1 protein-coding gene (only partly in view) is annotated in these 15,742 nt (G+C 67.0%); it reads right to left on the bottom strand.

Features of this window, described 5'->3' with window-relative positions:
* Positions 1-15,742, bottom strand: the final stretch of a protein-coding gene (locus NK1_RS00230) for an MFS transporter (protein ID WP_157104014.1). Its footprint extends 18,848 nt past the window's final position; the window shows 15,742 of its 34,590 coding nt (coding positions 18,849-34,590); the start codon falls outside the window, past its right edge; the stop codon is at positions 1-3.

Raw genomic sequence — 15,742 nt, forward strand, 5'->3', positions numbered from 1 at the left:
TTACGGGGCGCTGAGCGCCGTGCGGGTACCGGTCGCATCAATGATGCCGGCGAGGAAAGGGACTCGGGCGACCGCTGCGGCCGGATGGCGGCGCAGGACGGTTTCGCGCACGGTCCGGATGTACCCTCCGGCTTCCGGATGATCGCGGCGCCGCAGGTAGTGGCCGAAGTCGTAGTCGCCACCCAGCAACTCGTGCGTTGCCGCCGCGAACAGCCGCAGCCTCTCGTTCGCGGGGGTGGATGGGCGGGTTCGGCGCAGTTGTGTGCGCAGGGCGTCGTCGAGTATCTCGGGAGCGGCATCCGGTGCGGCGGCCAGCACATTCGCGACGGTGGAGGTGAACCACTGGGCAATTCGCCCCTCCACCGATGTCGTGCCCTGGAATCCGTCGCGCAACCGCATGGCGTGACGCAGCTGATACGGCTCGATCCAGTGGTTCAGGAAGCGGTTGTAGACCGCGCGGCAGGCGATCATCGGAAGCAGGCTGTCGCCCGCGTATCGTGCTCGGAAGTATGCCGGTGTCTGCCGGTCCAGGGCTCGGCAACCCGGATAGTTCAATCCGTAGACACCGTCGCGGGGAATGGGATCGAAATGCCGGAACTCCTCCGGCCGCAAGAGTTTCCGGGTCAGGTCACGATCGACCTGGAGGATCGGCCGTGCCGCTATCATCGCGAGGTAGGGATACTGTGGAAGCTCGTCGAGCGACAGGTCGCGCTGCACGCGGCCGATGGCGCTGGCATGTGCCGCTGTGTCGGGTCCGCTGGGCTGCTCCAGCTCACCTCCCCACATCGTCCCGTATTTGTAGATGCGCAGCATCTCACCGGGCGTCCGGGGTCGCGACTGTTCGAGCAGCAACCTTCGGCCGCTCGTATTGGGAAGGCCGAGAGCCGCTTCCGCCTCCAGCGCGGCGGCCGAGAATGCCGCGAGCGCACTCAGCCGTGGCCCGCGTTCGGCCAGCCAGTTCAGCTGCCAATCCCAGTAGTCGGGGCTGTCGATCCAGGCCGGGCCGTGCTGTTCACCCGCCGCGATGCGCAGCAGATCCTCGACATAGTCGAAGCTCGGCCCGAAACCGAGTAGTTCCGTGGCGAGCCGGTCGGGTTGGGGTGCGTATGCGGTCGAGGACGACGGCCGCCTCCCGATGCGGGGGTCGGTCGCAGTCGAGCCGCGTCGTTCGGCCTCGGCCGCGGCCAGCGTGCTGATGTTGCGGTGGACTATCGCTTCGCCCTCGGTCGGCGTCAGGCTGTCGACCTCGGCAGCCACGACTGCTTCGGCCTCGGCCTCGTCCGGTTCGAGTGCCCCGTCCTGCTGGCGGATGCCGTACGAGCTGAATTGGGTCGCCATCCAGGCCCGTAGAGCCGGAATGTCGTTGGACCCGTATCTTTCCTCGAAGGCCCGGCTGACCACCTCATACGCCCTCGGCGCGTGGACGGGCAGGAGTCTGCGCAGCAGATGCGCCAACTCGTGAATGGCCAAGCAGAAGTACACCCGATCGAGATCGAGGCGCAGCCGTTCGGCAGTCAACTGCTTTATCGCGTCGGCGTGCATTCGCGCCGGTGCGGTCATCCACAATTCGTTGAATTCGATGCCGTCTACGGAGGTGTGGGCGAATTCGCCGATGTCCCCGGGAGCGATTCTGATCTCGGACAAGTCGCCGAGGATCGGGAATCGCGCGATCATGTGCCGTATAGCCGCGACGAGCTCACCAGCGGTGGCCGCGGGAATGCCCGGGTTGTCGAGACCGATGATGTCGACGCCGTAATCGGCTCGCAGCGCCGCCGCCATGGCCAGCTTGGCCTGTTGTTCCATCGGCGTGATCGGGTGGTACTCGGCCGTGAGTTGTTCTCGGTCCCGGTCTTTCCCGGTTTGGCGCTGCGGCGCGTGCACAGTCAGCAGGTTGTGTAGCACCTGCTCCCCGACCGATGTGTCCCGTGGATCGTGTTCCATGGCCGCGAAGGCTCCCGCCAGCGCCTCGGCCGAGTTCAATCGTCCTTTCCCATCGGGGCCGTATTCGCGGAATTGGCTGTTGGACCAAGCGAATCCCTCACGGGGAGACCAGCGCATCGGCCCCTGGTGACTGTTCTCATGGTGGCCCAACAGCGTCGTCTTGGCTTTTTGTCGTGCGATCAGCCGAGTCGCGACATCGAGTGCGTAGCCGAACTCACGGCGAATCAGCCCGACTATCGGCTCCGCGACGGATCCCACAGCGCGGCCGCTGTTCACCATGTCGGCCCATTCCGAAGCGAAGAGCGCTCGGTCGGCCGCGACGGCGTCGGATATCGTGATCGACCGCGTGTAGGGGTAACTCGTGTCGGTTCCGGCGACATGGTCGCTCACGGCGAGCGAACGCGGCTCGGGGATGGGGCCGAACCCGATCCGGTGTAGTTGAACGTAAGGGTATTTCGTCAACAGCCGGTGTGTCGCCCGAGCGAGCTCACGAACGAGTTCCACTGTTACGCCGGGTATGTCGATTCCGAACATGTGGATGGCGTGTCTGTCCCACAACTCTGCGGCTACCGCGGCGCCCGTTGTGCAGGATGCGAACGGGTCGGCCACAGCCCGGTCGACTGCACCGGCCGCCACCACCGAATCACGTGCCGCGCGAGCCAGACGCCGATGCTGCTCACGCAATTCCTCCGGGTAGCCGGGATCATCGAATGGCAATCGCTGTTGCGGGGTGGCGATGCGCCAATGGCGTTGGAGCCGGCCATTGTGAATCCGGCTGCCCAGGTCGTCGAGGAAGTCGTCGGTCGAAATGTCTGTCCCGGAATCCAGCGCGGCGAGCACGATCGGCACTGCGATTTCCGCCAATCGCAGATGTTCGGACAGCACATCGTTCGGGAGGTCGTGGAATTCCGTGGTGGCCGGCGAGATTCGGTTGCTGCCGTTGTGCGCGTCGATCCAGGCCGGGGCGGTCGTTGTGCCGAGGGGGGAGCCGTAGCCAGTGGGCTCAGGTGAATCAGTGGCCGCACCCGCGTACAGACGAGCAGCTACTGCGACGATCAGCGAACGCGGAGGGGGTGCCGGAACGTCGTTGTTCGTCTCCTCGGATCGGGGCGCTGAGCCGATTTCGCCGTCCTCGGCCACCCGGCCCGTCGCTTCCCCGGCTTGGAGCGGCATCGGGTTTTCGGGAGATGCGCCGGGACGCTCGGTGTGGGGCTGCTCCGGGTTACGAGGTCGACCGGGATCGAAACGTGTGCCGGTCCATGGCGTTACGCCGCCCGCAACCGTTCCGATCGCCGGGGCCGCGTCGACTCTGCGCGGAGCGGCGTCCAGAGCGTCGGCCCCGACTGGTTGGCGTCCGGGCATCTCGCCGGTGGGGAAGGTCACCGTGTACGTGCCGTCCGGGATGGCGGGTCGGCCTAGCGGATCCACCACCCATGTGCCGTCGACAGACCGGACATGCGCTCGGGTCAGTTGTTCTCGTGTGCCTCGTTCGGCGGCTAGTTCGGTCGGGACTTGGTGGTGGACCGGTGTAGCCGGTGTGTCGTAGGTGCCGTCCAGCGATGCGGCCAGGTATCTCACCTTGCCCAGTACATCGAATCGGCGTATCACCGATCCGGCGGTGATGGTGCCCATGGCCGCCGTCATTCCGATCGCGGTGGGTGTCGCTCCTTGGTTGGCGATGAGCGTGCCGCCCGCGAGACCGGCCAGGGAGTAGGCGGCGATTCGGCTGACGGTGAGGAAGGATTGCGCGCGCCCGAGCCGATCGTCGGGCACGTTTCGGTTGAAGTAGGCGTTGGTGTGCACGCCGGCGGCTCCCAGGGCCACCCAGCCCGCCGCGTAACCGGCGCCGCCGATGTACGGGTCGTTCGTGAACGCGGTGATCAAGGCGCCGGCCGCCATCCCGGTCAGACCGACGTACCTGGCGGCCAGCAGTTTGTGGATGTCGACCTTGCTCAACCATCGTTTGGGCAAGGAATTGCCGATGATGCCGCCGATCGACGGCAGGATGAATGCCGCGGAGGTCTGGGCGCCGGAAAGTCCGGCCGCGGACAGCGAGTGGATGAAAAAGAAATGTTGTACGCCCAGATATCCGTTGGTGACGACGAGATTCCAGGTGTAGTTGCGCAGGATCTTGTCTTGGTGCAACGCTTCGAAACCGGGTACGAACACCTCGCGCAAACGGCCTCGAAACGATTGCGGCTCAGTCTGTCCGGGTGTGGGCGCCAGAGTGCGAACCCTGCGCAGCCCCGCCACGTTGACGCCGGAGGCCGCCGAGTCGAGTCCGAAGATCAACCACGGTTGCAACGCCCCCGCGAGACTGGTGCCGATCGTCCGGGAGAGGTTGGTCACGAAGGCGTTGTATTGGCTGAAACCCTGCTGCAAGCGTATGTCGGATCCGAGGATCGCGCGGTTGACCCGGGTCGCGGCCGGCGCGTACAGCGTGTCGGCGGCGGTGTTCACAAGATTCGCGCCGAGCAGGAGCGGAACCATGTACGGCGTATGGAATCCGGATGTGGCAGCGGCTACGGCGGAGGCGCCGAACATGACCCGCTTGGCACCCTTCATCATCCTGGTGGGTTCTATGGTGTCGGCGAGGTAGCCCATGAAGGGAGCCAGAACGATCCTCGGCACATCCGACAGCCCCGCGACGACGGCCGCGGTTTGCGGATCGATGCCCATCATCAGCAAAATCAGGGCGTTCTGGGACGCCGAGGTGCCTATCTCGGCTACCAGTTGGCCGGAGAAGAGGGTTCGCGCCTCGGCACTGTTGCGGACCAGGCGGAGCAGCGATCCGTTCGCTTCGGCAGCGGCTGTCGTCCGCCCGGCGGTGCCGGTGCCCGGGTCCGGCTGCTCGCCCTTCCGGCGTGCCGGGTTGGCGTGGCCCTCGTCGCCGACCCGCGGATCGTCGGCGAAGACGATGGTGGGGTCTGTGCTCAGGTGTGCGACGAGTCCGGTGCGGTCGGTGCGGGAGTTCGTACCACGGGGCAGGTCGAGGGCATCCTCGATCTCGGGAATCCGTCCGGCGGCATTCGGCGCTCCTGCCGCGGAGTCGGGTGCGGGAACGGGCGAACCTACGGACGATTGCCGAAACGCCCGAGCATCCTCGCCGGCGGCGCGGCGGGCTCGCTGCTCTTCCAGCAAGGCCGCGGCCCGGCGTTCCGAGGAATCCCCGACCTTTTTGCGGGCGCGGGCCAAGGGGTGGCCATCGCCCGGTGGGGCGGCCGGGCCGGACGCGGATTCGGCGAGCCTGGTCAGTTCGTCCTCGTCGAATGCGTCGAGCGCGCCGACGATCCGCGGCATGGCGGTGACCAGACTGGGAGATTCGATGCGGGGCAGTGAACGCTCGACGTGTTCGTCGACGGTACGAATCGAGATGGACAGCTTGTCGGCGATCTCCCGTCTGCTGAGTCCACGAGACAGGTACGCGAGCACGACGATCTGGCGCGGGGTCAGTACCTCCCGGAGATCGGTCAGTGGCGCTTGCACGGAAACGAGCCCGCGACGTGCGCCTTCGGCGGCGATCAGATAGCGCTTGGTGGGAATTTCGAGCGCCGCCGCCAACTCCCGGATATAGGTCGCCGCCATGCCCGTGTCCGGCAACGCTTCGGTGATCTCCGGATCGGTCCACCCCTGGGAGATCCACAGCAGCACATTCAGGTGATCGGAACTCACGGTGCTGGAACCATCGATCACCTCGATGCGGTAATCGTCGAGGGTCCGCCCGTTCTCGTCTTCGATCCGTATGGCCTCCAGGGCGGCCCGGACCGCCGAGTCGACGCCGATTGTGAAGTGCCACTTGATCTGTGGTGGGAAGCCATCCACCCAGTAATCGCGATTCGAATATGCGATGCGGAGTTGCTTGCGTGCCTGTGCCTCGAGTCTGCTCTGGCGCTGCCGCTGCCACTCGAGGGTGTAATTCTTCGCCTCGTGCCAGGCTCGGCCTCCGTCGGTCGAGACGTCGACTTCGCTCTCCAAACGACCGCCATCCGGCGTTTCGGCGTGGACGGGAGTGCCCAGCGCGTGGATTTCCTGGAGCTGTTCGGCCAACGTGACCTCGCCCTTGGCTCCGCCGAGCTGGGCGAGGTCGCTGCTCATGATCTCCTTCAGCATGCGGGGGGTGATCGGAACCCCGCTGGCGAGCCAGGCGTCGACCGCGATGGACAGCTGTTCGACCTCGGCGAGTCCGGTGAGGAAACCCGCGGGCCAGCGTGCCGCGTCTCTCTCTGCCACATCCGGAACCCGAGCTAATACAGCCGCTCGGCGGGGTGCCAATTCCTCGAATTCGGCTCGTATGTCGCGCAACCGGTCCCGGAGTTCGCGTCGCCGCGCCGGCGACAGGGGCATGTGATTGCGCCGGTAGATGTCGGCCAGCAGGTCCGCCAGGTCGCTTTCGCTCCGCTCGGCCCTTCTACGAGTCTTGTCGAGCCACTGGGTCGTAATTTTCGCAGCGACGTCTGCGACCAGTGCGTGGGCCTTCTCTGTCCGTATAAAAGAATCGGCTGACAGCTGGGCCAGCACACCCGCGACGTTTTCCGGGAAGCCGAGGTCTGTCGACGAGTTGTGCTTGTTCAGCTGGTGATCGCGGTATATGGACGCGGTGGCCGACTGCAGGTATTCGTTGAATATATTGAGAACGGCGAGTTTCGCCTGTTCGGCCACCGTGGTATCGGAATTGGCGTTCGTGAGGCCGGAGAGCGCCGTCGCCAGCGTGGTCGGCAATCGACTGGGGTCACGAGCGAGGTCCTCGGCTGTGGGGCCGGTATATGGGGGCGCCGGCATCGCTCGGCCGGAGGATGCGAGAACTTCGAGCGCCCGAAAAAGCATGAGGCCATCGAGCCACCGGATGGTCTGTGCTACGGCTTCACCACTTGCCGAATTCTGCGATCGACCGTTCGTGGTGTTTCTCCGGTGCTGCTGCTCGTAGCGGCGGACGATGGCCTGTTTGACCTGCGCCGCGGTCGTCGGATCGACGCCGCTCTCATCGACTCGGGTCAATGTGTCTCGGAGCGCACGCGGTCTGGAGCCTATCGACCCGACACCCGGTGTGTTCCCCGGCGGTGTGCGGAAAGCGAAAGGCCCTTCTGCGGCCTGTCCTCGCTTCGTCCACGGTGACGGGGCGATCACAGCCCCGTCGGCGCGGGTCGCGCCCCCGTAGGGGAGGTCGAGCGCGTCGTCCGGGGATGCCGGATAGCTCTTCGGGGGAGTTCGATATTCGACCCAGACGGTTTTGCCGTGTCGGGTCACGTCGGTCCCGACGGCGAAAGCCTTGTCTCTCACGATTCGCGCGCCCCGCCCGTGCTCGCCATCGGCACGGATCCCCAGTTCGTTCGGGTCGGCCCGGGCGGAGTCCAGCGCCGCCAGGTCGATACCGGCCAGGAACGCGTCGACGTCGTCGAGGTCGATGGTGGGTGAGGGAGCCACCTCGTCGGATGCATCGACGTCGCTCTCGATGCGCCACTTCGGCAATCCGAGTGAGGTGTCGGTGACGCCGATCCGCACGCGGGTGTCGTCCGCCTCGACGGTGACTTCCGCTCCCCCTTGTTTCGCGTACTGCGCGGAGTTCCCCAGCAATTCCGACAGGGCGAGCACCGCGGCGTCGATTGTCGTCTGGGGCAGCCGGGTGTTGTCCGACAGGAATCGGCCGACATCCCCGCGAGCCCGCGCCACGCCCTGCCGAACCTGCCCCCGCTCGAACCTCATCCGCACCGCGGGTTCGGTCGACGCCGATACCGCCTGGGTCCGGCCGGCAGCGAACCATCGGGTGCGCGACCCGTCGGTGTGCATCCGGAAGCCCCACCGGCCGGACTTGTCCAACAGCGCGGTGACCTTACCCGCCTCCGTCGGCATCACTTGCCCTGTCGCCTCATCCGGCTCATCACGCACCGGCAAGTTCCGGCTGTGGTCGAGCACCTCGACCCGCACGCTCCCGGTTCCCTCCTGCCGTACCCGGACTGCGACCGGACCCTCCGCCGTGCGAACCAGAGCATCGAGCATGTGCTCGACCGCGGCGATATCGGCTTCGGCAGTGAGCAATTCACGAATGCTCGCGCGCGCTCCTGCCACGGTCGGCGAATCCGTGGCAGGCGGGGTCGGCCGGGCCAGGCCGAGGAAGCGTGCGGCCGCATCGACGAGATCTGCGATCTCTTGTGGCGCGTTTGCGCGCGTGGCCAGTCGCCGAAGTTCGTGTAGCTTGTCGTCGCTGTCGGCGGCGCGCCAACCGGGGGCCAATTGCTCTTGCCCGAGAATCGCGGGGAGATCTGCTTCGAGTTGGCGGGTATCCGCATCCAGCCGGGCGAGTTCTTCCGCGGTGGCGCCATCGCTCATCGCGCGCTGGGCGCGGTACTCACGGTCGAGAGCTCGTCCCAGCCAGCCGGGAAGTTTCTCGGCTCGGATCCCGGGCCAGTCCTCGTCGTCGAGGAGGCGCAACTCCATTTGCACCTGATCGAGGACCTGTAGTAGCGCCCCTCGCAGACCTGTTAGGCGCGGGTCCACGCCGAGTAGCCTCGCGAGATCCACACGCGCACGGTCTGTTTCGCTCCGTTGCTGTTCTATTTCGATCTCGCGGTCGGTCAGGCGATGTGTATTCGGTTCCGCCGGAACACCGTCCGAGCCCACACCGTCCCGGGGCTCATCGGGTTGGTTGTGGAAGAAGACGCCGCCGTGTTGGAAGGGGGTGAGGCGTTGTTGTCTTCTGGGGGTGGGTTCGTGGTCCACGGCGTCGTCGAGTTGTGCCATGGCGGCGCGGTGTTCGGCGAGGATGATGTCGGCGATGTGGAGCAGGTGTTGTGCGGCGGCGTCGGGGTCGGTGGGTTGTTGTTCTCGCTGGGCGCGGGCGTGGGCTTTGGCGGCGAGGTCGCGCGCGATGCGCGGGTCACCGAGTTGGGCCATGAGGCGGTGGTAGACCCGGCTGTTCTCGGCCGGGTGCGCGGATTCGTCCGAAGTCTCGGTGGAGCGGGTGGCGTTCGTTGCAGCGCGCTCCGCCTCGGCAGGTTCGGCCCGCGGCGCGCGGGACAATCGCCCGAGCCACCCGCGGCCTCGTGTGATGATTCGGAGGGAGACTCGGCCCCGCCTGACGAGCAGAAGAGCGCTGTACCCCGCGGCGGTGAGCGCGGTGGCGGCCGCGGCTATACCGGCCATGGCGTCACCGCCCTGGCCTCCGTGCGCGTTCGCCACGGCGGCAGCCCCCAAGAAGCCGAGGGCCGGTCCGCTTCTCAGGAACAGCCGACGCGCTGACATCGCTCGGCCTTGAAGGTCCTCGGGGAAGGCGTCTTGTGCGTATTTCGTGACCCGGTTGCCCGCGGCCGCCATCACCATCGCGTCCACGAGCGACGCGGAGGCGATCACAGCAGGGTCGTTCGTCGATGCCATCAGCGTGAAAAAGCCGGCCATGCTGGCGAGTGCAGCCGGATAGAAAGTGGTGGCGTCGATCCGGTCGAGCGCTTTCGGCAGGAAGCCGCTGAGTATCCCGCCGACAGCAGGTGCGGTAGCCGCCGCGCTCGTTGCCCAACCCGGCAGGCCCGCGTCGGTCAGAACGGTGGCGGTGCGGAGCCCCATCATGGCGAATGCGGCATTGTTGATCGTGGCGAAAGCGGTGTGTCGGGTGAGGAATTTCTCCCGCCGCAGTGCGCGTACTCCTTCGCCGATCTCCCGGAAAAGGTTGCGTGGCTCCCTTCGGGCACGAGCGGGGAAAGCGAATCCCCTGACGTTCGCCAGGTTCCCCCAGTAGCTGAGAGCGTTCAGGCCGAACGAGGCTGCGGGCGCGACGCCGGCCAGCCCCGCGCCCAGTGCTGCGCCGGTGATTCCCGCGGCAGATCCGGTGCTGGTTATCAGGCGGTTTCCGGAATCGAGCTGTGATTTGGTGAGCAGATTCCGCACTTCGTTGAGGAAGGTGCTCGTATAAAAAGTGGCCGCGGTGGCTTCGACCAGTGTCGCCGCAGTCAAAGCGGCTCCGAGATGGGAGGCATCGGCCAGCACCAGCCCGGCGGCAGTGGTCGCGGCTGCCGAGCCGACCCACAGGGCGGAATTCACCACCTTTTCCGGATTCCAGAAGTCGGCTGCGTAGCCGGCCAGCAGTTCGAATGCGCCCGGGACCCAGAGCGCGGCAGCCGCCATGGCGGTCGTCGTCGTCGATTCCCCGTGGCCCAGCAAGACATAGGTGAGTCCCGAGGACGCTGCGGCGGTACCGATTTGGTTCACGAACTCGCCCGGCAAGAATTTCTCGCCGAACAACAACTTCGTGAACGGCTTGTTGACGACGAGCAGTTCGCGTTTCGAAACCGTCGCGTCGTCCTCGGGGGCCGGCGCCGCGGGTTCGCTCGGGTCGTCGTCTGCGGGCGCGCGGCCGATGCGGCTGGGCGGACCGGCCTCGGCGTCGACATCCCTTTCGGCGGTCGAGGACGCTTGCCGCCACCGTTTACCGTGCGGCCGTGGCGCAACGGGGTACTCGGCGCGTTCGGCGGCCTCGGGTCGGCCGACGAGTATCCATCCCAGATTGTCGAGGCTGCGGCCCGGCACCCGTTCGGTCTCGTCGGCCCAGAGATAGTAGGAGGCGTGCGGTTTCACTACGAAGCGGTGGGCCGGCCCGGGGCGTTGCGCGGCGTAGCTGCCACCGGCCGGTACTTCGGTGGTGAGCAGGGTGGCGCCGAAGATCGCCGCCGCCGGGCTCGTACCCAGTCCCAGGCGCCCCTGCCGGCCCGGTTTGTGGGTACCCAGATTGGCGACGGGATCGGCCTTTTCGCTCAACACGTACACCGGCACCCCGAACTCGGCGGCATGCGTCATCCGACGGCCCGTTCCCGGGGAACCGGTGAGAATCACCTGATCGACCTCGCCGGCCAATCGCATATCCTGCGCCGCGTAGCACAGGGTGGTCGAGCCGTAGCTGTGGCCGATGGCGTTGCGCAGCCGCGGCACGGGCACGCCGGTCGGTTGCTCGGCGTAGAACTCGCGGGTGGCGTTGAAGGCGGTGATGTCGCGGGCCACGATGTCGCCGCCGACTTCGGCCATCTGCGGTGAGGCGACGGACAGATCGACCGGGCAGTGATAGCCGATATCGACGATCGCGGCGACCGAAGCGCCGTTCCCGCGCAGCGTGGTGATCTCGTAGAGACTCTGCGCATACTGCGCGCGGTGGTGCAGTTTCCGCGCCGTCGAACCCAGACCGTTGGTCATCCGGTTCACGATTTCGGCGTGGTCGGCGTCGCCGATGGACAGGATCACGCGGCCGTTGCCGGCGTGTGCCGTGGCGTCGTAAGCGAGCAGTTGTACCGGCGGGTGTCCGGTGAGGCGCGCGGCATCGGCCTCGATGTCGCGCAGGTGCCGCCGTGTGGCGATCAGGTTGCGCAGTTCCTCGAATTCGGCTCCGGTGAGTGTCGGATTGGGAATTCTCGCCCGCAGATCGGTACCGGCGCGGCGCAACAAGGCACGGGCGCGCGCGATACCCGCGGCGCCCTCGACGACGGCATGCGTGGCGACCTCGGGTCGCCGTTGCAGGAACCGCCGGATATCCCGGGCGATCGAGAGCCGATTCGCCTTGTCCCGCACCGTGAACGGAATACCGTCGGCGTTGCCGATCGCGTGCGGGTAGGCCCGCAGCAGCGCGTACTGCTGATCGGAGAGTCCGAGTTCGACCTGGAGCGGCGGCAGGTCCGGGCGGTCGGGCAAGCCGGTGCTCATCGCATGCCACCACGGGGCGACCTTGTCGGTGTGGGCGCGGGAGGCGCCGACGACGTCGGTGGCGTCGACGTTTTGCAGCAGTGTGCGTTCGTCCGCGCCGGGGCCGAAGTACCCCTGTAGTCCGGTCAGTGCCTCGGCGGCGAGCCGCGTCTCGGACAGGGTGGGATCGGTGTCGGCCGGCAGGGGATCCGGTGTGACGGCGGAGTTCGTCGCCGAGGCTTCCCCGGGTGTCGATGTCGGCTTCGCGCCGATCGCACCCTGGTCCGGTCGCTCGGTATCCGGCACCTCGTCGGCCGACGAAACGGCGCCCGGGTCGGTGCGGCCGGGATTCTTCTCGCGTCCTGTCTCGTCCGTCGCCACGCCCGGTGCGGAGTTACCCTCGGCCACAACGATATTCGAATCTTCCAGCTCGGTGATCTTCCGGATCTTGCGGCGTGCGCTGCCGAGGTGGTCCTCTACGGTATGCGGGGCGATACCCAGCTGGGCGGCGATCGCCCGCTTGGACAGATTCTGTTCCGTCAACGCGAGCACCTGAGCCTCGCGATTCGACAGACCCGCCCGGCGAGCTACGGCCGATGGGTTCGCGACCGGAGAGGCGGTCCGTCGCGGCGGGCCTTTCGCGGCGGGGGAAGCCGATGACGTGTCGTCGAGCAGGCCCGAGCGACGGGCGATCTCGACGAGCTCGGCGCGACCTTCGCCGTGGAGTTCGCGGGTCACATCGGCCACTCGCGACTTCAATGAGTCCACCGAAATGCCCAGCTCGGCAGCGATCTCCCGATATGTCAGGTCCTGTGCGAGCAAATGGACGAGTCTTCGTTGGTCCGGCGTCAGACGAAGATCCATGGTCGGTCGGGTGGACGGTTTTCCTGTCCGGGTGTGGAGTATCTGCCAGGGCCAGTGGCCGGTGGGCTCCATCGGCAGAGAAGTGGTGACGCCGTGGCGTTCGGCCAGCTGAATGGCGAAAGCGCGTGCGGCCGACCATAGTTCGATCGGTTCGGTCATCGGATCCGTGGGAATCTCGCGTGGCACCGCCGAGTCGCGCCGCGCCGGCCAGAACCTGTCGAGCCGCAATTGTCGATTGAGGGGGAGTTCGGCGCGTAGGTGGCGCACTTCGTCGGTGGAGACATTCGCCAGTGCCAGCGCGAGCGTGTCGTCACCGGACAAGCCGGCGCCGCGCAGCACGAAATCTCGGAGACGACTCAGGAATTCGGCGGCCGGGCGGTGTTCGGCGATCACGTTGCGGGTGACGGAATCAACCCATTCCGCCACCGTCGGGCCATTCGTCGCGGCCCCGCGCTCCGCGCGTGCGCACACTTCCGCGACGATCAGCGAACCCGAGGCGGCCCCGACAGTTCTGGCAGCCAGGTCGAAAATCCTGTCGGCGAAATGGGTTCGGAGTGTCTCGGTGGTGATCGGCCAGTTGTCTCGCGGGGCGACGGTCGGTCGACCTCTGATGACGACGGCGAGATAGCCCTCATCGCGTAGTTGCCGGTACGCCCCTCGGACCGTGGACGCCTGTATCTTCTCGGGGGGCAGCCGCTGCATCAGCAGACGGGCCGAGGGCAGTGCCCGGCCGGCAGCTACGTCGCCCGACAGGATCGCGTGACGCAGCCGATGCACGAGCGTCCGACGCCACTGTGGCTGACCGGCCTCGCGGCCCGCGGTAGCCTGCTCGACCATCCGCAGAATGCCGGTTATGGCCCGAATATCGGCGCTGCTCGAATCAGGCAGTGCGGCAACGAGTTCCGGCTTCGTATACGTGGCAATGACCGCGTCCTCTCGGGAGTGGACACCGAGCTTGACGAAAATCCGGTTGCGATAGGTCACGGCCGTTTGCCGGGTCGTGTTCAACTCGGCTGCGATCTGATCGTCGGTGTGACCGGAGATGATCAGGCTGAGGGTCCGGAGTTCCTGTGCGCTGAGAGGTACGGCGGTGCCGCGAACGCGGGAGTGGGAGGGCCAGTCGTCGGCATTGACATCCAGCCAGCCCGCGCGAATGGCGGCGGCCACCATCCCGGCGCGATCGCCGACTCCGATCCTGCGTCCGAGGGCTTGCAGGCGCTTGGTCACCGCGTCCTTCCCCACGGGCACACCGCGTAGGGCGGTGAGCGTCTCGGCGATCGCGCGGTTCGACAATCCGGTGGCTACCAGGAACAGCAGGGTGGACTCGTCGGGGGTTACGGGGGGAGTCCGCTCGGGTACTGCCGGAAGTTCGGTGATGTCCAGCAAGCCGCGGCGGACCGCCTCCGGCACCATCGACACGCGCTTCGGGACGTCGAGGGTTCGCAGGAGCTGTGAGTAGGTTCTGCGCCCGGTCTCTCGCGACCAGCCGGTCTGTTCGAGGACTCCCGACCACGACACGCCACGGGCGATCAGCCTGAGGAGTGTCTGCTGCCGTTCGCGGGAGCGATCGCTGACCGCCTCCGTCCCGTTCGGGGCCAGCAATCCGGCCAGCCGGCGCAAGGCACCGGCCTCCGCCGTCCGCACGATCTGGGGCGTCACTGTCGAGGCGGCCCAGCCCCGCGCGTTCAGCTCCTCGGACGCCTCGGCGGGCGCCGAACCCTGCTGGTAGCGCAGCTTCAGGACGCGACGCTGAATAGGGCTCAGGGTGCGGAAGTGCTCGTCGAACTGTGATGGGGTGGCGCGGGAGAACGATTCGGCGAGGGGGTCCGAGTCGTCGGCATTTTCCAGTTCTCGGTATGCGGAGACCAGTTTGTCGCGCAAATGAACAATGTCCGCTGCCCGATCCGCCGATGCCGACCCGGGTTGTGTCCCGTCGCCGCCGTCGCGCATGTCCGATTCGTACCGCGCGGCGGCGCGTACCAGATCCTCCGGCATCGGGTAGTCGAGCCAGCGCGCGGCGATGAGGATGATTCGCTGGTCGGCGGTGATATCGGTGGCCGCTCGGCGCAGTACCTGACTGACCTTCGACTGCGAGGCTCCGGCGACCTTCGCGATATCTTTCTGAGCCAGCTTTCCGGTGAATCCGGCTGCCTGCAGGTCGCGGTATCGGGCAGCGGCAGCGGCCAATTCCGGATTCGCATGGTCGTCGGGCCGACGGTTGTCGACGCCGGTGTTCGCGAAGTAGCGCGTCAGCGCATCGACGAGGGCGGCGGCATGCGCCGAGTTCGACACGTCGGCCAGCCGTCGCAACTCACGCAGGGGATCATCGGCATCCGGGGTGGCGAGCGGCGCCGAGGAATCGGATCCGAACATCCTGTCCAGGCGCCGGGACAGCGCGTCGCTCGTTGTGACGAACGCCCGCCGAAGGTGGTCGAGCTGATCCTGCCGGTCCGCCGGAAGGGCATCGGTGCTCGCGGACTTTCTGGTCATCGCCTCGATTCGGTGGTGCAGCTCGAGCGACTCCGCGATCCAGGCGATCAACTCCGAGGTGTTCACTGCCACCAGAACGTCGTCGGGGGCCTCGGCGATGCGCTGCCGGATGGCGTCCACGGCGGAGCGAACCGCTCCCATGACCACGACAGGCACCGGCGCCGAAAGCAATTCGGCCAGGCCTCGCCGGGCGGCCGACCCGACCGCGCGGTCGGCGGTCGGGCGGGCTCCCACGGGCTCGTCCGGTTGTGTCCCGGGATTCTCCGGGCGGGCCGGCCCGGTCCGGCCGATGGTCTGGAGATGCGACACGGTTCGGTCGAGAATCCGGCGGGTGGGACTGTTCTCCGCGAGCTCGTCGGCCAGCGTCACGGCCGACGCCGGGACTTCGATGAGAGTGCGCCGCAGCTGATGTAGCGGTGCCAGGATGGCTTTGATCTCCGCGTCCGCGGTGAACCGATTGAGCAGTGCTATACCGGCGTCGAATGCCGCCGAGAGGCGTGTGCGTGCGGTCGTGGATCGGCCGAGCGAGAGCTCGTACTCGGCGATCGTGATCAAGGTGCGCAGGTAATCCGCCCCGGCCGCGGCGAACTCGTCGAGCGGATCCGCCACACCGGCCCGGTTGAACTCCCGCTCGAGACCGGGCAGTGATCGAAGCGCATCGGTGATTCGACCGGGATTGACGAGGTAGACCGCCTCCGCTTCGGCGGCGGACTTGCGTGCACGTGCCCGGGCCGGTGTTTCCGCCGGTGCCGGTGTTTCCGCCGGTAGGTCCGCGCCGACGTGGTCGACCTCT

Origin of the sequence: Nocardia kruczakiae NBRC 101016 (assembly GCF_001612965.1) — a bacterium.
Lineage (GTDB): Bacteria > Actinomycetota > Actinomycetes > Mycobacteriales > Mycobacteriaceae > Nocardia > Nocardia kruczakiae.